The following is a 22,860-nucleotide window of genomic DNA, read 5'->3' on the forward strand; positions in this document are numbered from 1 at the left end:
CACTTCCCCTCCAAGCTCATCCGTTACACGAACCCAATTGTTTTCCCAAGTCCGCAGGGTAACCTGGCGTCCCGTTGACATAGTCGCCGCCGTGAACGGGCTGGACGCATTGACGTTACTCGCCGCGACCACGTCATCCCCCTCCATTTGTTCCACCAGGTATGTTTGCATCACTGCTCCTGACTGTGGGGCAAGGCCGGTTCAATCGCGTGTAGCTGGACAACTCCAACCGCAGGGAACGGATTTCGTTCCATGCTACAGGCAACCCTACCGCCGGAAGTCAGCCTTCAGATCGCCTGCCCTCCTGGCAGGACCGTGGCCTAGCCGCTGAACGACTGGTCAGGACTGAGCTATGCTTTGGGGGAGATGGACCTCGCCCTGCGAATCCGCATACTTCTGGAAAAGTGCAATCTTGTCGGGATACGTAATCCGGATTTCGCTGTGACAGCCCTCGCAGCGATATTTGGACGCAACCTGGAACCAGCGCCCGGGTTTCAGCAAAGCCAATCCGCAGCGAGGACATTTGAACGTCATTTCAAGAGGGCATAGATTCTGACACAGCGGCATTTCGCAAAGTCCATAAGGGATACCTAATGTTAGGCAACGACAGCCGGCCGAAATCGTTCCTGGACGCCGTTCTTTTCGTCAGGCCGATGACCAGCCCCGGACGCCGGGAGATTATTGGATTGTCCGCGATGCCAGATTTACTGACGCGGGCCTGAACTCAAGCGCACCCCGATTTCCGGTGGCGTAGCGCCGTTGCAGGCGTTGACTGATGTCAGCAGCTTGCAATCCGAATAAGCAAGCCCGGAGCGAGGTGGCCTCGGGGGGACGACGGGGCCGCACGGTCGACGACACGGCCTATCCGGATGCTGAAACAACGCCGCGCGCCGACCCTGTCGAACAGCACCAGTGGAACAGGCAGGATGAAAAGCGGCGGAACAGGCGGCAATACTTAAGTGTCTCGCCTATATCGTAGCTCGGGAGCCGCGATCCCGACCGAGTTGATGGATATGGAAGCGCTGTTGAAGGGAACCGACGCATCCCTTGGCGAATGCGTCGGTTCCAGAAGTTTATGCGTGGCGGATTTCCGTTCCCAGCACCTTCAGACATTCGCGGATGAACGCAGCAAGCGCCGTCCAACCTTTGGCCGAAACCATTGTCCCGTCCACATAGGCCTCGGTCGGCGACAGGTCGATATAGGTGCCACCCGCCAGTGTCACCTCCGGCTCGCAGGCGCCGAGTGCCGCGACCTTCTTGCCGCGCACCACGCCGTCGACAGCGATCAGGATCTGCACGCCGTGGCAGATGGTGAAGATTGGCTTCTTGGCCTCGTGGAAATGGCGCACGATCGCCTGCACGCGCTTGTCGGTGCGGATGTATTCCGGGCCGCGGCCGCCCGCGCAGTAAACGGCATGATATTGATCGAGCTGTCTCTCGGCTTCCGAGAAAGTCTTGTTGATCAGCGCATAATGGCCGAGCTTTTCGGTGTAGGTCTGGTCGCCCTCGAAGTCGTGCAGCGAGGTCTTGATCAGATCTCCGGCGTTCTTGTCCGGGCATACCACGTGGATGGTGTGACCGACGGCTTCCATCGCTTGCTGATAGACAAAGATTTCGTATTCTTCGGTGAACTCACCGGTCAGCATCAGTATCTTTTTGCCTGGCATGGTTCTTCCTCTCAGTGTTTTGAGCTAGGCAAGGCGCAGACTGCGCCTGCCTTTCTGTGAAATCGGATAGGGTCAGAATGGCGAATCCGGAAAGTAATATTCCTTGGCGTTGGCCTGGGTGATCAACGGCGCGTCGAGCTTGACGGTGCCACGGACGGGTGCCTGGCCGATCAGGTTGGCGACTGTCATGTAGATCGCGGTCTTGATCATCGACGGCGGGTATGGCGTCTCGACCGGCGTCATGGCGTCGCCGTCGATCACTTTCTTGACGATGTCCTTCATGCCGTTGCCACCGAGCGCAAGCTTGATGTCGGTCCGCCCCGACTGCTTGACCGCCTCGAGCACGCCAAGCAGCATGTCGTCGTCATTGGCCCACACCGCATCGATATGCGGGTACTTGGCCAGATAGTCCTGCATCAGCTTGAAGGCTTCGTCGCTGTTCCAATGCGCGTACTGGATGTCGAGGACTTTCAGATCAGTGCCTTTGATCGTGTCCTGGAAGCCCTTGATGCGCTCGTCGTCGATGACGGTCGGAATGCCGCGCAACACAACGACGTCGCCCTTGCCGCCAAGCTTGTCGATCATGAACTTGGCGGTGTTGGTGCCAACCGCGATATTGTCGCCGGCGAGGTAGAGATCCTGGACGGAGGCGTCAGTCAGACCGCGATCGACGACGGTGATGAACGTGCCCATGTCCTTGATAGCCTTGACCGGCTGGGTCAGCTCTTCCGAGCTGTAAGGCAGGATCACCAGAGCATCCAGCTTGCGGCTGGCCGACAGGTCCTCAAGCGCGCTGACCTGCTCCGCCGCGGACGGCGACGTCTTCACGACCACTTCGACGTTCGGGAACGCGGCGTTGATTTCCTTGGCCGCCGCTTGTGCGTGGTAGACGATGCCCGCTGTCCAACCGTGGTCAGCGGCCGGTATCGACACCGCGATGACCTTCTTGTCTTGCGCCATGGCCTGGCCGGCCAGCAGCAGCGCGCCAAGTGTCGCTGCCGCAATCCATTTTCTACTGAACATTGTCTTCTCCCTTGGACCTACAAGAACGTTAATCCGCGTGGTCCGGACGCGGCGCTATTTCGAATTCGAAAACCGCTGGATGAGCATGGCGATGATGATGATGACGCCCTGAACAGCGGCAACGAGGTATTCGGAGACGAAGTCCGAGAGCACCATGAGATTGGCGATGAGTTCCAGGATGACGGCGCCGGCGACTGTCCCCCACACATGGCCCTTGCCGCCGCGCAATGCGGTGCCGCCAATCACCACGGCGGTGATGACCTGCAGTTCCCAAAGCTGTCCGGTTGTCGGCGTTGCGGCGCCCAGGCGCGGCACGTAGCAGATCGCGGCAATCGCCACACAGACACCCTGGACGATATAGGCCACGGTCCGTGTCCTGATCACCGAGATGCCGGAATAACGGGCGACATCCTCATTGGCGCCGACCGCCGCACATTTGCGCCCATATTTCATCTTGTAAAGGATGAAGGATGCGACCGCGGCGACTGCGATGGATATGAGGATTGGAACCGGGATCCCGCCGACCGTGCCGAAATAGACAGGCCGGTAGGCCTCGCGCAACGACCTGTCGATCGGTATCGTGCCGCCATCGGTCAGATAGGTTATCAGCGCCCGGAAAATCCCCATCGTGCCCAGCGTGGCGATAAACGGTTCGATCCTGCCGACCGTGACGATGAGCCCGTTGGCAAGCCCGCACACCAGGCCGACCAGGATCGCAACCGCCATACCGGCGGGAATAGCCCAGATGCCGGCATGCGGCGCCACCGCGTTCATGAACATGATGGTGATGCCGGTGATGAAGGCGGCCATCGAGCCGACGGAAAGATCGAGCCCCCCCGACGAGATCACAAATGTCGCGCCGACCGCGATAATAGCAATGAAGGCGCTGCGGGTGATGACGTTGGCGAGGTTGGTGGCGGACAGGAAATCGGGGTTGATGAGGTAACCGACCACCAGCAGAGCTGCCAGCGCAAGAAAAGGCCCGATATCGGTCCAACTGATGTTGAGATCGAGGGGGCGACGCCTGGATGCGGATTCGCTCATGACAGCCATTTTGTGCCTCCCTTGGCTTTTGGCCCTTGCTTGGGGCCACTGGTCGCCAGTACCGCCACATTGCTTTCGGTCATTTCGGCGCCACTGACCTCGCCGGTGATGCGGCCTTCGCGCATCACCAGGATGCGGTCGCAGATGCCGATCAATTCCTGCATCTCCGAAGAGATGACGATGCAGGCCTTGCCCTTGGCCACAAGCTCCTGGATGAAGGCATAGATCTGCGCCTTGTTGGCGATGTCGATGCCACGCGTGGGCTCGTCGATAATGACCACCGAAGGATCGGTCAGCAGCACCTTCGCCAGCAGCAGCTTCTGCTGATTGCCCCCGGAAAGCTGGGCCGCTTTGGCGCCGAGGCTCTTCAGCCTGATGTCATATGTCTCCACGGCCTGTTCCAGGGCTTGCGCTTCGCGGCGCCGACCCATCGAGAGGCCGGGATGAAACACATCGAGCGCCGACAGCGTCAGGTTAGGCGCCAGGTGCTCTTGCAGCAGCAGTCCCTTGCCCTTGCGATCCTCGGTCAGGTAACCGACGCCGGCGTCGATCGCCGCGCGCGGCGATTGGAAATGGACCGACTTGCCCTCAAGTTCGATCTTGGCAACTGCCGGGCGCAAGCCGATAATGCCCTCGAAGAGTTCGGTTCGGCCTGCGCCGACCATACCGGCGAACCCCAGGATCTCGCCCTTGTGGACCGTGAACGACACGTCCTCCACATAGCCGGGAACGGAGGCGTTCCTCACGCTCAGCATCGGTACATCCGAAGGCGCTGCGGTTCTCTCAGGATAGAGCGCTGCCAGTTCGCGCCCGACCATCAGCCGCGCCATGTCCATCTGGCTCAGCGTCTTGCCGGGATAGGTGCCGACCATCTTGCCGTCGCGCAGAACGGTCACTTTGTCTGCGACCCGCTGCACCTCATCCAACCGGTGGCTGATATAGAGCACGGCGGTGCCGTGAGCCTTCAGTTGCAGGACGATCTCCAGCAGGCGCTCGACCTCGCCACCGGTCAGAACGGCGGTCGGCTCGTCGAAGATAACCACCTTGTGGTCGTCAAGCAGGGCGCGAGCGATCTGCACCATCTGCCGGTCTGCCAGCGAAACGTCGCGCACCAGTGCCCTTGGCGAGACCGCGCAGCCGATCTGCGCCAGTTTCTCGGTTGCCAGCCGGCGCATGGTGCGGTCATCCACGACATGGCCACGCGAAAGCTCTCGCCCGAGAAACAGATTGTCGGTGACCGTGAGCCCCTCGGCGAGCAGGATCTCCTGATGAACCAAAGCGATACCGGCATCCTGTGCTTGGGCAGGCTTGGCAAATTTCACCGCGTGTCCGTTCATCGACAACGTGCCGTGGCTTGGCTCGACATAGCCGGACAGCAGCCGCATCAACGTCGACTTGCCGGCACCGTTCTCGCCAATGATGGCGTGGATCTCTCCCGGCAGGACGTCCAGGGTGACGTCCGACAGCACCGTCACTGGGCCGTATTGCTTGGACAATTCCTGGGCGCGCAGCACCGGTTCAAGCGAACCAGGCGCTTCGCTGGACAACGTGCTCCCGCCCTCCCCGGCGATATTCGCGGCAATGGACATCCGTTCCGACCTCAATCGAATGCCGGGAGCAGGCGATCGCGCGAGTGCTCTATATGGATGCGCATCGCCTTTTCGGCGGCATCGGGATCGGCCGAGCCGAACGCGGCAAGGATCGCCTCGTGTTCGTCAAGCGCCTCCTCGGTCACGCGTGCATGGAACATCAGGCGGAAGATGTGGAAGTGCGTGTGCTGGTGGCTCAACGTCTCGCGGATGAGTTCGTTTTGAGAAAACTCCATGATCTTGTCGTGGAAGATCGCATCCTGCCTGGCGAAATTCGAATAGCGCACGCGATCATCCTTGCCTTCGCGGCGTGACATCACGCCGGCAGCTTCGAGCAACAGATCGAGCTTGGCGTCGTCCATCGTTGCGGCGGCCTTTGCGGCGCCATGCGGCTCGAGCAGCAGACGCATCTCGTATAATTCGTCGAAACGGCGCCGGGTGATCTGGGGCGCGGCACGATAACCAATCAGATGCGTCTTGAGCACCAGGCCTTCGCCTTCGAGCCGTCCGAGGGCTTCCCGGATCGGCGTGTGCGAGACGTTGAATTCCTTGACCAAGCTGTCGACTGTGATGCGCGAGCCGGGGGGGATCTTCAGCGCCATCAACTGCGCGAAGATGGCTTCATAGACATCTTCGACGAGACTGTTGGCGCGCTGGATGCGACCAGCTCCAATGCTGGCGTCGCTTGGGTCGGGTAAGTTTGCGGTCTGCATATTTTGCCTCTTGACAGTGAGGACTGCTAACACGATGGTTCCGCGGATGCAATCCTATATCCTATACGATTTTAAAGCGGATATCTTTTAAGTGCGAGAGACACACTCTTAAACCGTCCGATCCAGACCGAGTTCAATGCCTCCGTTTCCAGTCAGCAGCCGTCAAAGGACCAATCATGACCCTCTTCGCCGCCCTGCGGTTGCCGCGTGAAATCCTGTTCGGGAAGGGGCAACGCCATGTGCTGCCGACGGTCGCCGCCCGGTTCGGCCGACGCGCGCTGGTCTGCACCGACGAGCGTTTCGCGGGCACAACGGTATTCGCCGACATCATCAAGTCCCTTCAGTCAGCCTCGATCGAGGTCCTGGTGCATGATCGTGTTCTGCCCGACGTGCCACGCGATACGGTCGGCGTCTGCGTCGAGGAAGCGAAGGGGTTCGGGCCGGATATGGTGATCGGCATCGGCGGCGGCAGCTGTCTCGATTTCGCCAAATGCGCCACCCTGCTGCTCAGCCATGGCGGCAAGCTCCAGGACTATTACGGGGAGTTCAAGGTGCCGGGTCAGACACTGCCGCTGATCGCCGTACCCACCACGGCCGGCACCGGCTCCGAGGTGACGCCGGTCGCGGTGATTTCCGACCCGGACCGGACGCTCAAGGTCGGCATATCGAGCCCTCACCTTATCGCCGCGGTCGCTCTGTGCGATCCCGAGCTGACAATGACCTGTCCGCCTGGCCTGACCGCGATCGCCGGCGCCGACGCTTTGACCCATGCGATTGAGGCCTTCACCGCCATGCGGCGCGGTGAAGACCCCAATCTCCCGCAACAGCATGTCTTCATCGGCAAGACTGCGCTGACAGACCATTTCGCGTTGCTCGCGATAAAGCTGCTTGGCCGGAGTCTGGAGAAAGCCTGCAGCGACGGCACGGATGCCGACGCGCGTGCCGATGTCATGATGGGCGCTCTGGCGGCGGGCTGCGCGTTCGGCACCGCCGGCACGGCGGCGGCGCATGCCGTGCAATACCCGGCAGGCGCCCTCACCCACACCGCCCATGGTTTGGGCGTGGCCACAATGATGCCTTACGTGATGACCTATAACAGCCGCGTCGCCGCTCACGAGATGGCAGAGATCGGCGCGGCACTTGGCTTGGAGGCCAAGGCGCGAACCGCCGACGAGATGGCAGCCGCCACGATCGAGGAGATCAGGCGATTGTTCGCGGCGATCGGTATTACGCCAACATTGGCGGATCTGGGCCTCCCTGCCGATAAGCTTGACTGGACCGCAGAGCAAGCGCTCGGCATCGACCGCCTGATCAAGAACAATCCGCGTGCGTTCGATCTCGGCACGATGCGACGCCTCGTCCAGGCCGCCCATGACGGCGACCTCGCCGCCTGCGTTATGTGAGAAACGGAACAAAGCGATGAATTTGAACGCTCAGCAACTCGACCAGGATGGCTATGACGTGCGCGGTTTTTCGCACGGACTCTACATCGACGGCACTTGGCGGTCGTCCTCCGACGGTCGGCTCATCGATGTCGTCGATCCCTCCTCCGGGGCGGTGATCGCGGCGGTTCCCGATGCGACGGTCGAGGACGCCACCGCCGCCGTCGAGGCGGCGGCCAAAGCAGCTAGGAGATGGCGGGAAACTGCGCCGCGCAAACGCTCGGAAATCCTCAGGCGCTGTTTCGAACTGATGGTCGAACGCTCCGAAACGCTCGCCATGCTGATCTCGCTGGAGAACGGCAAGGCGCTGCGCGACGCGCGCGGCGAAGTGGCTTATGCCGCCGAGTTCTTCCGCTGGAATGCCGAAGAGGCGGTCCGGATCACCGGTGAATTCGGCACCGCGCCATCCGGCACCAACCGGATCGTGGTCGATTATGAGCCGATCGGAATTTGCGTGCTGATCACACCGTGGAATTTTCCGGCCGCGATGGCGACCCGCAAGATCGCGCCGGCGCTGGCGGCAGGCTGCACTGTCGTCCTAAAGCCGGCCAGCGAAACACCGCTGACGGCCTATGCGCTGGCGGCACTCTACAGCGAAGCCGGCGTGCCTGCCGGCGTCGTCAACGTGCTGACCACGACCAGTCCTGGGCCGCTGACTTCGGCCATGCTTGCCGATCCGCGGGTCAGGAAGCTGTCCTTCACGGGATCGACGGGTGTCGGCCGAACCTTGCTCGGCGAGGCTTCAAAGCATGTCATTTCGTGTTCGATGGAACTCGGCGGCAATGCCCCGTTCGTCGTCTTCGACGATGCCGATCTCGACGCCGCCCTCGATGGCGCGATGATCGCCAAGATGCGCAACGCCGGCGAAGCCTGCACCGCCGCCAATCGCCTCTATGTGCAATCGGGAATCTATGATGCTTTTGCCGACGGGCTCCGCAAGCGCATGGCGGCACTTAAGGTGGGGGCGGGCCCGAATGCCGACACCGAGTGCGGGCCGATGATCACCAGAAAGGCTGTCGACAAGATCGACCGCCTGGTCAAGGACGCGGTGGGCCGGGGAGCCAAGGTGCTTTGCGGCGGGGCGATTTCGGAGGAAGAAGGATTCTTCTATCCGCCCACAGTGCTGTCCGATGTGCCGCCCGATGCGGAGATGGCGCACGAGGAGATTTTCGGCCCGGTGGCACCTATCACACGCTTCGACACCGAGGCCCAGGCCATCGCGCATGCCAACAACACGGAATATGGCCTGGCCGCTTATATATACACACGCGATGTTGGGCGCGGCATGCGGGTGGCGTCGGGGATCGAGGCCGGCATGATCGGCCTCAACCGGGGACTGATGTCGGATCCGGCCGCACCATTCGGAGGCGTCAAGCAGAGCGGCCTTGGCCGCGAAGGCGGCCAGCACCACGGCATCGCCGAGTTCATGGAGGCTAAATATATTGCCGTCACCTTCTGAACCGGCAGTCATGTCAAAGGACCCTTTCCGCACGCGCGACCATGTGGCCGATTTTGACGATATCGTGACCGACATAGTGACTCGCAGCGCCGAAACCCGGGCGACCCTGCCGATGTCGGCGGGTATCGCCTATGGCGAGGGCGAGGCCGAAAGGTTGGACCTGTTCTTTCCGCCCGGCGTGCGCAGGGATCTTCCCGTGCACATCTTCATCCATGGTGGCTACTGGCGCATGTTCTCCAGAAGCGACTATTCTTATGTAGCGAACACAGTCACCAAAGCTGGGGCGATCGCGGTCATCGTCGATTATGCGCTGATGCCCGAATTCAGGATGGCGGCAATCGTCGACCAGATCCGGCGTGCCAAACAATGGGTGCTGGACAATATAGCCGCCCATGGCGGCGACCCTGCCCGGCTAAGCGTAAGTGGTCATTCGGCGGGTGCGCACCTGGCCACATTCCTGTTCGAAAAGGCGCCAATGCCGTCGCGCATACGTGCGGCGCTGCTGCTAGGCGGCCTTTACGACCTGAAGCCCCTTCAGACCTCCTTCCTCCAGCCGTTAATCGGCATCACCGATGAGGAGGCAGCTGCCTTCACCCCAATGACGCGGTGGCATGACCCGGAGACGGCAGCGACCATTCTCGTCGGAGATCAGGAAACGTCACCTTTTCACCAGCAGGCCGCCGACTTCGGAAAGCGCTTGCGCGCGCAGGGGCACCCTGTCAGCGACCTCCGCCTGAATGACCGAAACCACATGAACAGCGTGCGTGATCTGGGCATCAGCGGCACACAAGCTGGCGATTGCCTGATGGCGATGATCGATGGAAACGGCCTGTAGGACGGAAACCCAGGGAGAGCAGGGCCCGCTTGTGCCTTACTTGACGCTCCCGTCACTCAGGAAAGTACCGTCACGGGGATCGCGGCACGCTGCCGGCATCGGGCTGAGCTTTGCGACAGGTGAAATCCGGCAGAGCACACAACCGACGATTCCTCATCCTCTTTTTCCACACTGACGAACTGCACAGCGCATCAGAAAATCGAAATTGCCCCTGCCGCCCTGAGCCGCGATGGTCTTTACGCAAGCAGCCGGCTTAGGGCTGTGGAGGAACGTCGTCGCGGCAAAGCCCTGGGGCAAGGCCGCTTTGGCACGCCGCTGGTTCAAACCGGCAGCGAGGGAGGAACTGACTTGGCTGGTTCGGGCAAATCCGACACCGCGCGCTTGGGCATCAAAATGTCCCAGGAACTCGTCGTCGGCGCGATCTCGGCCGTCCTCTTCCTGGTGTTCTCGGCGACGCTCAACAATTTCCTGAGCCAAGGCAACATCCTTGCCATTCTCAAGAATGTCTCGATCCTGGGCACGCTGGCCGTCGGCATGGGGCTCATCGTCGTTGGGCGCGGCATCGACCTGACCATGGTGGCGGTGATGGTCGTCGGCGTCGCCTTCAGTATTTGGATCTCCACCTGGGGCGTCGACTTCACGCTGGCCGTCGTCTTCGGGGCCATCCTGGTCGCGGCCATCGGCCTGTTCACCGGCGTCATGGTGGCGGTGGCCGAAATTCCGCCGATCTTCGCCACCCTTGCCATCGCGTCCTCGGTCTACGGCTCTGGCCGCATCGTCTTTGCGTCCGACGTGCTCTATGCCCCCTCCGATATCGGCTGGCTGAAATTCGTCGGCAACGGAACCATCCTCGGCATCCCGATGTCGGTGATCATCTTCGCGGCGGTGGCCGCGCTCATGGGCTTTTTCCTGAGGAAGACCCGCTTCGGCCGGCTGGTCTATGCTACTGGCGACAACCCGAACGCGGCCCGCACGACCGGGCTGCCGACGCGCCCGATCATCGTGACGCAATATGTCATCAGCGCCCTCATTGCCTATATCGCCGGCATCATCATGCTGGGGCTGGTCACCGGCATCGACACGCGCCTCTACAATTCCAGCCTGATCTACGACGTGCTGCTGGTCGTCGTGCTGGGCGGCATCGGCCTCTCCGGTGGCCAGGGCGGCGTACGCAACGTCATCGTCGGCACCATCCTGGTCGGCATCCTGACCAACGGCATGACGATCCTGAACTTCAGCTACACCAGCCAGAACCTGATCAAGAGCGTGATCCTGCTGGGCGCGCTGGCGATCGACGCCATCATCAATCCGCGCGACGAGCAGACCTCGCAAAGCGGCGACATCTGAAACAAGAACCGAGACATAAATCTGGGAGGATACCATGAAGTTGTTCAAGAATTGCCTGCTCGCGGGCATGACAGCGCTGGCGCTGCTGGGCGCGGCGAAAATCACCACGGCGCAGGAAACCGATCAGGTCGGCCGCTCCACCTATCTCGAGGCGCTCAAGGGCAAGAAGGTCATCTTCGTGCCAATCTCGCAGGGCATGGACCTCAACCAGGCCTGGGTGGTGGTGTGGCAGCGTCACGCCGCTCGCTACGGCTTCAGCCTCGAAGTGCGCGATCCCTCCGGCGACACCAATGCCGGCATTCGCGCCATGCAGGGCGCCATCGCCGAGAAGCCGGACCTGATCATCGTGCAGAACCCCGACGTCCAGACCTACGCACGCCTGTTGAAACAGGCGCAGGCGGCCGGCATCAAGGTGCTGCAAGTCAACATGCAGTCGGCCACCCAGACGGACAGTTATGTCGGCAACGACTGGATCGAAATGGGCCGTCTCGAAATGGGCGAACTGGCCAAGCACTGCACCGGGCCCAATGCCGTCTCGCACAAGGTGGTCTGGCTCGCCGGCGTCCAGACGGGTGCCGCCAACATCTACATGCGCACCGGCATCGACGAGGTGCTGAAGGCCAATCCCGAGCTGCAGCTCGTCTCCGACCAGCCGGCCGATTACATGAGCGAAAAGGCCCGCCAGATCACCGAGACGGTGCTCCAGCAACATCCGGACCTGTGCGGCATCATGGGCATCTGGGATAATGCCGAGGTCGGCGCCGGCGCCGCCGTCGTGGCCGCCGGCAAGCAGGACCAGGTGACGATCGTTACCAATGGCGCGGGCAGCGCCACGGGCTGCGAGAGCATCAAGAACGGGCTGCTCGATGTGATCTTCAACTTTAATGCCCCCATCCAGGCCGAGATCGCAGCACAACAGATTTCCGAGCTGCTGCAGCAGTCCGGCCGGCAGGCGGGTAGCGAGAAGACCATCTTCTTCGGTCCGATCACCCGCGTCGACAAGGCCAATGCGACCGGCAGGAATTGCTGGAAGCTGGACGAGCTCAAGTAACGGACTTCCTTGATGAGCATGGCTGAAAGCCTTGTGCGCTGGCGCTACCGCCTGCTCCCCGACCACGTGGTCGGGGAGATTCTGACCAAGAAGTGGATCGACAGCGTCATCCCCTTCACGGCGCTGGTCATTTTGTGCGCGATCTTCGGCTCGATCGTGCCAGGCTTCTTCGATCTGGCGACGCTGACCAATCTCAGCGGCCAGACCGCCGAGCTTGGCCTTGTGGTGCTCGGCATGACCATCGTCATGGTGTCAGGCGGCATCGATCTGTCTGTCGGGTCGACCTTCGCGCTCGCCGTGCTGGTCACGCTCTATGGGATGAATGTCGAGCAGTGGAGCTTTGGTACCGGCCTGTTGGCGTGCCTGGGCCTCGGCGTCGTTTGCGGCGCCATCAACGGCTTCCTGGTTGGCTTCCTGCGCATGCGGGCGTTTCTCACCACGCTGGTGACGCTCATCATCTACCGCTCGACCTTCGACATCGTCTTTCCCCAGGTCTCGACCCGGATCGTCACCAGCGGTCCGGATTCGCCGGCCTATGATTTTCTTGGTTTCGGTACGATCCGGGGCGTGCCGACGTCCTTTGTGGTCTTCGTCGTCATCGCGCTGATCATCCATCTCGTGATGTCGCGCGCCCGCTATGGCTGGCGGCTGTTCGCGGTCGGCGGCGCGCGCCGCTCTGCCTACAATGCCGGCATCAATGTGCGCTTCATCTTGTTCAGCGCCTATGTCTTGTGCTCGGTACTGGTGGCGCTCTCCGGCTTCTTCTTCTCGGCCCGCATCGGCAGTGCCGCTTCCGACATCGGCACCGGTCTCGAACTGCAGGTGTTGACCGCGACCGTGCTCGGCGGCATCTCGCTAGGCGGCGGGCGCGGCTCGGTCGCCAAGGCGCTGATGGGCACCGTCTTCGTGCTTGTCCTGTCGAACAGTCTGCTTGCGCTGGCCGTGCCCGGCCCGGTCAATTTCCTGATCCTCGGCATCGTGCTGCTTTTGTCGGTGCTTCTCGACGTTCGCTGGGTGAAGAACCGCCACAAGATCCTGCGCAGCGTCTACATCTCGCCAACCTTCGCCAAGATGCCGCAGGCGATCTCGACCGCGCCCGGCGCGCCAATGGCGGTGAATGACCGGTTGAAGGACGTCGGCGTCATCGGCCTCGGCGTTCTCGACGGCGCGGAGGATGTGATCTTCGACCGGCAGGACCGTCTCTACACCGGCAGCCGCCAGGGCGAGATCCTGCGCTTCCAGCCGCCCCATTATACCGATAGCGAAGTGTTCGCACATATTGGCGGCTCGCCGCTCGGCATGGCTTTCGACCGCGACGACAATCTCGTCATCTGCGTCGCCGGCATGGGCCTCTATCAGGTCTCGCCGGCCGGCGACGTAAAGCTGCTGACCGCCGAAACCAACCGCTCACTGACCTCGGTGGTCGACGACTCGACCATGAAGCTCGCCGACGACTGCGACATTCTTCCGGACGGCCGCATCGTCTTTTCGGAAGCCACCGTGCGCTTCGAAATGCATGACTGGTATGCCGACGCGCTGGAAAGCCGCGGCAACGGACGCATCATCGTCCATGATCCCAAATCCGGTTCGACACGCACACTGCTGTCGAACCTCGTCTTCCCCAACGGCATTTGCACGGCCTTCGACGGCCAGTCGGTGCTGTTCGCCGAAAGCTGGGCCTGCCGCATCAGCCGCTATTATTTCGATGGCCCGAAGAAGGGCCAGGTCGAGCGCGTCATCGAGGGCTTGCCCGGCTATCCCGACAACATCAACCGCGCCTCCGACGGTACCTACTGGCTGGCCCTGATGGGCATGCGCACGCCGGCCTTGGATCTCTCGCTTGAAATGCCGAGCTTCCGCCGTCGCATGGCGCGGCGCGTATCGGAAGACGCGTGGCTGATGCCCAATCTCAACACCGGCTGCGTGCTGCGCTTCGACGAGAACGGCCAGATTCTCGAAAGCCTGTGGGACCAGGCCGGCGAGAAGCATCCGATGATCACCTCGATGCGCGAGCACAAGGGCATCCTCTATCTCTGCGGCATCTTCAACAACCGCATGGGCACCTTGCCCTTGAAAGGCGTCGATCCCGACTGGTTCAGCTCGGATTCCTACTGGGGCAAAAAGCCATGAGCGGTTTGAGCCAGCTTCTTGACCGCTTTCTCGGCCGTGGCGAGTGGGCAGTGACCGTGCCGACGCTCGACGGGCCGTTGCTGCCCAACCAAGGACTGGAGGAAGCCGAGCCGTTCGCCGGCCTCGCCGAGGCCGACAATCTCGTACGCACCGAAAAGGGCATTCTGGCAAGCAGCGCCAACCGGCTGATGCGCTTTAGCGCCGACGGCCATGCCGAAACCTTGCAGGAATTTCCGGGCGAGATCACCGCACTCGCCCATGCCCGCGGCATGACCGCGATGGCCATCGACGGCAAGGGCGTCGTCGTCCACGGCGGCCTGCATGACGGGCGCGAGGCGACGGGTGAGGAGGCTCGGCGCCTCTCCTGCATCACCGCTCTCACCTTCCTCGACAGCAACACCTTGCTGGTGGCCAACGGTTCGGCCTCAGTGCCGGCGAGCGGTTGGCGTCGCGACCTGATGCAGAAGAGCGTGTCCGGTTCGGTCTGGCGGCTCGATCTAAAAAACGGCCGGCTGGAGCTTGTCAGGGACGGCTTGGCCTGGCCGGCCGGCATCGCCACCACCGGCTCCAACCGCATCTACGTTTCGGAGGCCTGGCGCCACCGCGTGCTGGCGATCGACCTTGCCACCACGGCGACGCTGCCCGTGCTGGAGCATCTGCCGGCCTACCCCGCCCGCATCGCCCCGGCCTTCAACGCCGGCTATTGGCTGACCTTCTATTCCGTGCGCAACCAACTGGTGGAGTTCATCCTGCGCGAGGAGACCTACCGCACCCGCATGCTGGCGGAAGTCCCGGAGGCCTACTGGATGGCGCCGTCGCTCGGCTCATGGCGCGACTATCGCGAGCCCATGCAAGGCAGCCAGTTGAAGCAGATGAACGTGCTGAAGCCATACGCGGTGACAAGGTCCTACGGGCTGGTGGTTCTTTGCGACCAGAACATGAAGCCGCTGTCGAGTTTCCATTCGCGCGCAGACGGCAAGGTGCACGGGACGCTGAGCGCCTGCGAGCTGGGCGATGATCTGCTGGTCGCCTCGCGCGGCGGATCGAGGATCGTGCGCGTGGCGAGCGCCGCCAGCGGCAAGCGAGGCTAAGCGATGTCGGACGCCAACATCATTGAACTCAGGGATGCCGCCAAGGCATTCGCGCGCATTCCGGCCTTCAAGAATGTCAATTTCGACCTGCGCAAAGGCGAAATCCACGCGCTGCTCGGGGAAAACGGCGCCGGCAAGTCGACGCTGACCAAGGTCATGGCCGGTGTCTTCAAGCTGACCGAGGGCAAGATGACCTTCGACGGCAAGGATGTGTCCTTCGCCACGCCCGCCGAAGCGCTGCGCGCCGGAATCGCCATGGTGTTCCAGGAAACCAACCTGGTGCCGGCCATGACCGTAGCGCAGAATCTCTATCTCGGCGAAGAGAAGATGTTCAACCGGTTGCGCGGCCTCTACATTCAGGCGCGGCAGTTCCTCGCCGGCATGGGCTTCCAGGTCGACCCGTCCGCGCAGGTCAGCACGCTGGGCGCGGCGCACAAGCAGATGGTGGAGATCGCGCGCGCCGTCCACCACAAGGCCCGCGTCATCATCTTCGACGAGCCGACCGCGACGCTGACGCCTGAAGAGAAGAGCCACTTCTTCAAACTTTTGCAGCGGCTGGTGAAGGAGGGCATCGCCGTCATCTTCATCACCCATGCGCTGGAAGAGGCGCTTGCCGTCGCTGACCGCATCACGGTCATGCGCGATGGCGAGATCGTCGCGTCCGGCGAGGCCAAGGGCTTCACCCGCGCCTCGATCGTGCAGGCCATGGTCGGCCGCACGCTCACCGAAACGCTGCATGGCGAGGTCAAGCGCACGGCGCGCCCCTACGGCGACAAGGTGCTTTCGGTCGAGAATCTGTCCTGCGCCGGCCTGGTGCGCAACTCTTCCTTCTCGGTGTTTTCGGGCCAGGTCACCGGCATGTTCGGCCTTGTCGGCGCCGGCCGCACCGAAATGGCCAAGGTCGTCGCCGGACTGTTGAAGCGCAACATCTTCCACGGCGGCGAGATCCGCCTGCTCGGCAAGTCGGTGCGCTATCGGGTGCCCAGGCCTGCGGTGCGCGACGGCATCGTCTATGTCACCGAGGATCGCAAGGTCGACGGTTTCTTCGAAACCATGACCGCGGGCGAGAACCTGCAAATGGGTGAACTGACCGAGGGCGCCAATCCCGTCTCCATGGTGTCGCTGGCGCGAGCCAGGCAACTTGCCCGCGAATGGGGCGAACGTCTGAGCCTGCGGCAGACCAGCGACCGAGCCCGGATGATCGAGCTCTCCGGCGGTAACCAGCAAAAGGTCGTGATCGCCAAATCGCTGATTCAGAAGCCGAGGCTGGTGATCTTCGACGAGCCGACACGCGGGGTCGACGTCGGCGCCATCGTCGAGATCCACCAGCTCATCAGCGATCTCGCCGAGCAAGGCATGGCCGTCGTTGTCATCTCGTCCTACCTGCCTGAAATTCTCGCCGTTTCGGATCGCATTCTGGTGGTCAAGCGCGGCCGCGTTGTCGAGGAGATGATGCTTTCGGAGGCCACCGAGGAACGCGTCATGTTCGCCGCGGTTCATTGAGCGGCTCGACAAGAGAGACACTTTTGCCGGCCAAGCCAGGACCAATGTCTGGCCTGCCCTATTGCCTTGCAATCGGTTCCGCGTCTGAATAGGTCAGGGGTCAGATCACCCTGCCCGAGCGGATATGCCCAGCGTCAACCTCAAACTTCTGCAGACGTTCCTGCTTGCCGCCGAAAACGGCAGCTTCCGACGTGCTGCCGAGGAGAGCAACCGTTCGCCATCGGCGGTCTCGATGCAGATTCGCGACCTTGAGGAGCAGATCGGTATCTCGCTGTTCATCCGCACCGCACAGCGTGCCAGCCTGACGCCGGAAGGCCAGATCCTGTTCGAGGAGATCGCCAACGTGATGTCTCAGGTGCAGACCAGCCTCGACCGCCTGACGGAGGTCGCCGCTCGGCGCAAGGGCAAAGTGCAGATCGCCTGCGCCCCGACGCTCGCGGCAAGCCGGCTGGGCGATATCCTGGCGACATTCAAGTTGCGCTATCCACGCAGCATCGTCGAGGTCATCGAGAGCCCGCCGCAGGCCGCGCTTGGCCTTTTGCAACAGCAGGAGGTCGAGTTCTACATCGGCCCCGAACTGCCAAACCTGACGGACTTCCAGTTCGAGTCCATCCTCGACGATCCGCTGATGGCCTGCATCCCCACGGAAATATACGGTGGCGAAAAGAAGCTGCTGCTCTCGGACCTGCTGCGCTATCCGCTCATCCTGCTCAGCCGCAAGACCGCCGTGCGCGGCCTTGTCGATCGGCTGACGGCGGCGGAAGGCATCGAGTTCAAGCCGCAATACGAGGTCGAAAGCGCACAGACGGCGGTGGCGCTGGTGTGTTCGGGACTTGGCGTCTGCGTGGTGCCCGGCATCGCCATTTCGCGCAATGACGAGCGTATGCGGGTGGTGCCGATCGACCATCGCGACGCCCACCGCTCGGTCGGCATCATCACCGCGCGGGGCTATGTGCACCACTCCTTCTCCGAACAGCTGATGAACCTCATCCGCACCAATTTGCGCGAACTGGCAAACTGAGCGTCGCGCCTTCGGACAGGCACCTTGCACGAGCGCCGAGAATGGTGCGTTGGGAACGCCGCCATTGGCAGCCCGGCCTCTCCTGAATATCAGCGCACCCTCAGTCGGTCTGGATCCAGATCGACTTGGTCTCCAGATATTCATGCAGATGTTCGATGCCGCCCTCGCGGCCGTAGCCGGACATCTTCATGCCGCCGAACGGCACCGCCGGGTCGATGGCGTGGTACATGTTGACCCATACCGAGCCGGCCTTGATGCGGCGGGCGAGCTTGTGGGCGGTGCCAAGATGACTGGTGAAAATGCCGGCCGCCAGGCCATAGGGCGTCGCATTGGCCCGCGCCACGGCTTCGTCGAGCGTGTCGAACGGCATCGCCGAAATCACCGGACCAAAGATCTCTTCACGCGCGATGGTCATCTTGTCCGACACCGCACCGAAGACAGTCGGCGCGATGAAATTGCCGCCGTCGTAGGGCCCGCCGGTCAGTCGCGAGCCGCCCGCCATCAGTTCCGCGCCTTCGTCGCGGCCGGCCTTGATATAGCCCACCACCTTGCCGGCCTGCCTGGCATTGATGAGCGGGCCGATTTCGGTTTCCGCCTCGATGCCATGGCCGATGCGAAGCCTGCCGGCAAACTCGGCGACCCGGCGCACGAATTCGTCATGGATTTCGCGGGCCACGAAAAGCCGCGAACCGGCGATGCAGATCTGGCCCGAATGCACGAACACAGCCATCGCGGCGACCGGAACCGCCTTGTCGATGTCGGCATCGCGGCAGACGATGATCGGTGATTTGCCGCCGAGCTCCAGGGAAACGCGCTTGAGGTTGGTCACGCCCGCCCGCGCGATGGCCTGGCCGGTCAGCGTCGAGCCGGTGAAGACGATCTTGTTGACGTCGGGATGTTCAGCGAGCCGCGCCCCGGCCTCTGTCCCGGTGCCGGTGACGACGTTGACGACGCCGTCGGGAACGCCGGCCTCCTGCATCAGCCTGGCGATCAGCAGCGGCGTCAACGAAGCATCCTCCGAGGGCTTCAGCACGATGGTGCAGCCGGTGGCGAGCGCCGGCGCGATCTTCCAGATCGACGCCGCAGTCGGAGCGTTCCAGGGGATGATCGCGCCGACAACGCCTACCGGCTCGCGCCTTGTGAACGAGACGATCTCGCCGGGGATCGAATTGTCTATGGATTCGCCATGCAGCGCGGTCGCCATGCCCGCATAGAAGCGCAGCATGCCGATGACGCGCCGCCGGTTGGCGAGCGTGCGCGTGATCGGCAGTCCCATGTCGAGAGTGTCGGAAACGCTGAGTTCTTCCCAATGGGTCTCGAAGAGATCGGCGATGCGCAGAAGCACGCACTGCCGCTCGTAGGGCGAGAATTTTGACCACGGCCCTTCGAAGGCCGTGCGCGCAGCGGCCACCGCCGCATCGATGTCGGCCGCCGAGCCACGCGGCACCGTGGCCAGCACTTCGCCAGTCGCCGGGTTGAGCGCCTGCATCTCCTGGCCGGATTGTGCCGAAACCCACTTGCCGCCGACGAACATCGGCCGGAATTCGCCATGGTAGAGCGCCGTGGCCTTCGCCCGCGGGTCGAAATTCAGCGTCATCTCTTCCTCCTCACAATTCCGTGGCGACTATGACTCCCACGCCGGTCGACCTCAAACAAGGAAAGCTAAAAGGGCGTTCAGATAATCGGACTGTGCAATGCACGCGACTTCCCCGATGGTGCCGGCAACGGAGGAACAGATATGAGACTTGCTGGCAAGGTCGCTATCGTCACGGGCGGCGGTTCGGGATTTGGCGAAGGCATCGTCAGGAAATTCGTCACCGAAGGTGCGCTGGTCGTTTTGATGGACCGTGATGAGGCCGCCGCGGCCCGCGTTGCTGCCGAAGCCGGCGAAAATGTGCGGCCAATCACTGGCGACGTCTCGACACTCGGAAGCTTCGAAGCGGCGGCAGACCTGGCCCGCTCGGCCTTTGGCGGTCTCGACATACTGGTCAACAATGCCGGCGTGGCCCAGCCGCCCTTGGCGCTCGAGACGATGGACGAAGAGATGTTCGACCGGATCGCCAACGTCAACATGCGATCCATCTACAATGGCGCCCGTGCGGTCGTTGCGCATTTCAAATCCATCAAATCAGGCGCCATCCTCAACGTCGCCTCCACCGGGGGCGTCTCGCCGCGCCCGAATTTGACGTGGTACAATGCTTCCAAAGGCTGGGCGATTGCCGCCACCCGGGCCATGGCCGTGGAACTCGCCCCCTTCGGCATCCGCGTCAACGCCATCAATCCGGTTGCCGGCGACACGCCACTTCTGTCCACTTTCATCGGCTCCGGCGAGGAGAACCGCGCCCGCGTCGTCGCCACCATTCCGATCGGCAGGCTGTCTACGCCGGCGGACATGGGCAACGCCGCGGCATTCCTGTGCTCCGACGAGGCCAGCATGATCACCGGCGTCGACCTCAACGTCGATGGCGGCAAGTGCATCTGAGCGTTAGACCATTTGGGAGTTGGCGATGAAGCCTGTCTACGAAATCGCCGTGGTGCATGGCGACGGCATCGGCCCGGAAGTCTGCGCCGCAGCGGTTCAAGTGGTGAAAGCAGCGCTCGGTCCCGGCAGCCCCTTGCACTTCAGCGAATACCCGGCCGGAGCCGAGCATTTCCTGAAGACCGGCCAGAGCTTTCCCGAGCCGACCTTCCAGGCCTGCCGCGAGGCGGACGCCATCCTGCATGGTGCGGGCGGCTTGCCGGGCGTCATCCATCCCGATGGGACCGAAGCAGGCCTGGATTTCACGCTGAGGCTGCGCTTCGAACTCGATCTCTATGCCAATATCCGCCCCGTCAGGCTTTTCGAGGGCGTGCCGAGCCCGTTGAGCGGAGTGAAGGCCGGCGATATCGACTACATCATCTTGCGCGAGAACAGCGAAGGGCTTTACGCCGCGCGGGGATCGGGCGCGCTGTTGCGCGGCGAAGTGGCGGTCGACACGCTGGTGCAGACCCGCTCCGGCATCGAGCGCATCGCACGCAAGGCCTTCGAACTGGCGCGCCAGTCGGGCGGCGCGCCCCGTGACGGCGTGCGCCGGGTGACCTGCTGCGACAAGGCCAACGTGCTGCGCAGCTATGCCTTCTTTCGCTCCGTCTTCGACGAAGTGGCGAAGGACTATCCCGATATCGCGACCGAGCACGCGCTGGTCGACGCCATGGCGATGTATCTCGTGGTGAAACCGGGTCATTTCAACGTCATCGTCAGCGAGAACATGTTCGGCGACATCCTGTCCGACCTCGCCGCCGCGACGGTGGGCGGGATGGGCATGGCGCCTTCAGCCGAGATCGGCGCGGCCAACGGCTTCTTCCAGGCCGCGCACGGCTCGGCGCCCGACATTGCCGGCCAGGGTATCGCCAATCCGTATGGGACGATCCTGTCGGCAGCCTCGATGCTCGACTGGCTCGGCCACAAGCATGGCGACGAGAGACTCAACCAGGCCGCAGCGCGCATCCGTCGCGTGACCGAGGACTGCCTGGCCAACGGGCTTCTGAGCGCCGATCTGAAAGGCAGGGCGTCGACCAGCGAGATAACCCGTTCGGTCTGCGACCGGCTCGCTGCCGGGCGCGACTGATATGACCAAGCCAAGGATAAATCTTGTTGGACCTGGCAAGGTCGGCCAGACGCTCATGCGCCGGATATTCATCGCCGGCCGGCACAGGGTCCAGACCTGAGATGGGCGCTCTCGATCGCCAGATTTCGGTCGAGGACTTTCGCACGCTTGCCCGTCGTCGTCTGCCGAAATCCGTCTTCGAATTCATCGATGGCGGGGCGGGGCAAGAACTCACCCTCAAAGCCAATCGAAGCGATTTCGAAAAGATCAGACTTTTGCCGCGCGTGCTTACCGATGTTTCGCATCCGAACGTTTCCACGACGCTCTGGTCCGAGACCTTGCCAACACCGCTGGTGATCAGCCCGATGGGCTCCTGCGCGCTGATCAGGCCCGGAGCCGACATTGCCATCGCGAGGGCGGCAACCGCTCGCAGCATCCCCTACACGCTCTCCACCATGGCTACGGCCAGCATCGAAGGCATGGCGCGAGCCGTACAGGGGCCGCTGTGGTTCCAGCTTTATGTGCTCAAGGATTTCGACTTCAATCGCCAGTTGGTGAGGCGAGCGGAAGAATTTGGCTATTCGACGCTGGTGGTGACCGTTGATCTGCAAGCCGGTGGCAAGCGCGAAAAGGATCTTAGGAACGGCATATCTATCCCACTGCGGCCTTCGGCCCGGCATCTCTGGGAAGGCATGCTTCATCCTGGCTGGTCGCTGCGCCTGCTGCGCGGCGGTCTGCCCCAGTTCGAGAACGTCCGCGGCTATCTCGATGACAACAGCGCCGGCCTGACGATCGCCGCGCGTGTTGGCGGCAGCCTCCATGCAGGTTTCGACTGGGACGATTTCCGCCAGATCCGCGACTGGTGGAAAGGCCGGCTGCTGGTCAAGGGCGTCCTGCACCCGGGCGATGCGTCGCGACTGGTGGCGGCTGGTGCCGATGGCATCTGGGTGTCCAACCATGGAGGCCGCCAGCTCGACGGTGCTGTATCGAGCATCGACGCCCTGCCCGCTATCCGTCAGGCACTTGGCGCCCAAATCCCGATCCTCATCGATTCCGGTATCCGCACGGGCACGGACATCGTCAAGGCCAAGGCACGCGGCGCCACCGTCGCGGCGATCGGCCGGGCCGCCCTGTTCGGCGCCGTGGCTGGCGAGCCCGGCGTGGCCAAGGCACTGGATATCATCCTGGACGAAGTGGTGACTTGCCTCAGGCTCTGCGGGATCCCCCGTTTTCAGGAAGCGGGATCAGAAATGATAGCATAGCGCCAAGACGAGTGCTCACGCTTGGTCAAGAGGTACAGAAAACCCCCGCTCGTCCAATATTCTTCTTCCTCATCATGCCAAGGTTTTGCTATCGCG

General features: G+C 62.7%; 18 protein-coding genes. 12 read left to right on the plus strand and 6 right to left on the minus strand.

The features are described 5' to 3' along the window. Positions 1-1,073 precede the first annotated feature (1,073 nt). From MESCI_RS26935 to MESCI_RS26955, 5 genes are all read right to left on the minus strand, one after another. Positions 1,074-1,667, minus strand: coding sequence for a DJ-1/PfpI family protein (locus MESCI_RS26935; protein ID WP_013533129.1), 594 nt, complete (start codon positions 1,665-1,667; stop codon positions 1,074-1,076). 72 nt (positions 1,668-1,739) lie between these two features. Then, the gene (locus MESCI_RS26940) at positions 1,740-2,690 is read right to left on the minus strand and encodes a substrate-binding domain-containing protein (RefSeq protein ID WP_013533130.1); all 951 of its coding nucleotides are present in this window, start codon (positions 2,688-2,690) and stop codon (positions 1,740-1,742) included. Between the two features lie 54 nt (positions 2,691-2,744). Then, entirely contained in the window at positions 2,745-3,743 is a 999-nt protein-coding gene (locus MESCI_RS26945) for an ABC transporter permease (protein ID WP_013533131.1), read from the minus strand. Further along, positions 3,731-5,323: a sugar ABC transporter ATP-binding protein gene (locus MESCI_RS26950; RefSeq protein ID WP_013533132.1), complete on the minus strand. Its 1,593-nt coding sequence runs from the start codon at positions 5,321-5,323 to the stop codon at positions 3,731-3,733. The genes MESCI_RS26945 and MESCI_RS26950 overlap by 13 nt, the downstream gene beginning before the upstream one ends. An 11-nt stretch (positions 5,324-5,334) precedes the next feature. After that, complete coding sequence (locus MESCI_RS26955) at positions 5,335-6,036, minus strand: GntR family transcriptional regulator (RefSeq protein ID WP_013533133.1); 702 nt, start codon at positions 6,034-6,036, stop codon at positions 5,335-5,337. A gap of 176 nt (positions 6,037-6,212) precedes the next feature. Here MESCI_RS26955 and MESCI_RS26960 point away from each other — a divergent pair, with 176 nt between their 5' ends. From MESCI_RS26960 to MESCI_RS27000, 9 genes are all read left to right on the plus strand, one after another. Beyond that, complete coding sequence (locus tag MESCI_RS26960; protein WP_013533134.1) at positions 6,213-7,439, plus strand: iron-containing alcohol dehydrogenase; 1,227 nt, start codon at positions 6,213-6,215, stop codon at positions 7,437-7,439. Between the two features lie 16 nt (positions 7,440-7,455). Beyond that, positions 7,456-8,937 carry an NAD-dependent succinate-semialdehyde dehydrogenase gene (locus MESCI_RS26965; RefSeq protein WP_013533135.1) on the plus strand — a complete coding sequence of 494 codons (1,482 nt, stop codon included), beginning with the start codon at positions 7,456-7,458 and terminating at the stop codon, positions 8,935-8,937. Positions 8,938-8,947: 10 nt separating this feature from the next. Next, positions 8,948-9,772 carry an alpha/beta hydrolase gene (locus tag MESCI_RS26970; RefSeq protein ID WP_063173599.1) on the plus strand — a complete coding sequence of 275 codons (825 nt, stop codon included), beginning with the start codon at positions 8,948-8,950 and terminating at the stop codon, positions 9,770-9,772. Between the two features lie 393 nt (positions 9,773-10,165). Continuing rightward, positions 10,166-11,119, plus strand: a complete 954-nt coding sequence (locus tag MESCI_RS26975; RefSeq protein ID WP_032809776.1) for an ABC transporter permease — start codon at positions 10,166-10,168, stop codon at positions 11,117-11,119. Positions 11,120-11,153: 34 nt separating this feature from the next. Continuing rightward, complete coding sequence (locus tag MESCI_RS26980) at positions 11,154-12,170, plus strand: sugar ABC transporter substrate-binding protein (protein ID WP_013533138.1); 1,017 nt, start codon at positions 11,154-11,156, stop codon at positions 12,168-12,170. Between the two features lie 12 nt (positions 12,171-12,182). Beyond that, positions 12,183-14,300 carry an ABC transporter permease gene (locus MESCI_RS26985; RefSeq protein WP_013533139.1) on the plus strand — a complete coding sequence of 706 codons (2,118 nt, stop codon included), beginning with the start codon at positions 12,183-12,185 and terminating at the stop codon, positions 14,298-14,300. Then, positions 14,297-15,391 (plus strand): NHL repeat-containing protein, encoded by a 1,095-nt coding sequence (locus tag MESCI_RS26990; RefSeq protein ID WP_013533140.1) that lies wholly within the window; start codon positions 14,297-14,299, stop codon positions 15,389-15,391. Before MESCI_RS26985 ends, MESCI_RS26990 begins: the two co-directional genes overlap by 4 nt. Before the next feature lie 3 nt (positions 15,392-15,394). After that, entirely contained in the window at positions 15,395-16,894 is a 1,500-nt protein-coding gene (locus MESCI_RS26995) for a sugar ABC transporter ATP-binding protein (protein ID WP_013533141.1), read from the plus strand. Between the two features lie 124 nt (positions 16,895-17,018). Then, positions 17,019-17,915 carry a LysR family transcriptional regulator gene (locus MESCI_RS27000; RefSeq protein WP_013533142.1) on the plus strand — a complete coding sequence of 299 codons (897 nt, stop codon included), beginning with the start codon at positions 17,019-17,021 and terminating at the stop codon, positions 17,913-17,915. Between the two features lie 100 nt (positions 17,916-18,015). Here MESCI_RS27000 and MESCI_RS27005 read toward each other — a convergent pair whose 3' ends face one another. After that, on the minus strand, positions 18,016-19,512 hold the full coding sequence (locus MESCI_RS27005; RefSeq protein WP_013533143.1) for an aldehyde dehydrogenase family protein: 1,497 nt from the start codon (positions 19,510-19,512) through the stop codon (positions 18,016-18,018). A gap of 141 nt (positions 19,513-19,653) precedes the next feature. Between MESCI_RS27005 and MESCI_RS27010 the strand changes: the two genes are divergently transcribed. The 3 genes from MESCI_RS27010 to MESCI_RS27020 all read left to right on the plus strand — a co-directional run bounded on the left by MESCI_RS27010 (position 19,654) and on the right by MESCI_RS27020 (position 22,764). After that, positions 19,654-20,397: a glucose 1-dehydrogenase gene (locus MESCI_RS27010; RefSeq protein WP_013533144.1), complete on the plus strand. Its 744-nt coding sequence runs from the start codon at positions 19,654-19,656 to the stop codon at positions 20,395-20,397. 25 nt (positions 20,398-20,422) lie between these two features. Next, positions 20,423-21,523 carry an isocitrate/isopropylmalate dehydrogenase family protein gene (locus MESCI_RS27015; RefSeq protein WP_013533145.1) on the plus strand — a complete coding sequence of 367 codons (1,101 nt, stop codon included), beginning with the start codon at positions 20,423-20,425 and terminating at the stop codon, positions 21,521-21,523. A gap of 101 nt (positions 21,524-21,624) precedes the next feature. Then, a complete protein-coding gene (locus MESCI_RS27020) occupies positions 21,625-22,764 on the plus strand; it encodes an alpha-hydroxy acid oxidase (RefSeq protein ID WP_013533146.1) in 1,140 nt (379 codons plus the stop codon). The last annotated feature ends 96 nt before the right edge of the window (positions 22,765-22,860 follow it).

The organism is Mesorhizobium ciceri biovar biserrulae WSM1271 (assembly GCF_000185905.1).
In the GTDB taxonomy this organism is placed as follows: Bacteria; Pseudomonadota; Alphaproteobacteria; order Rhizobiales; family Rhizobiaceae; genus Mesorhizobium; species Mesorhizobium ciceri.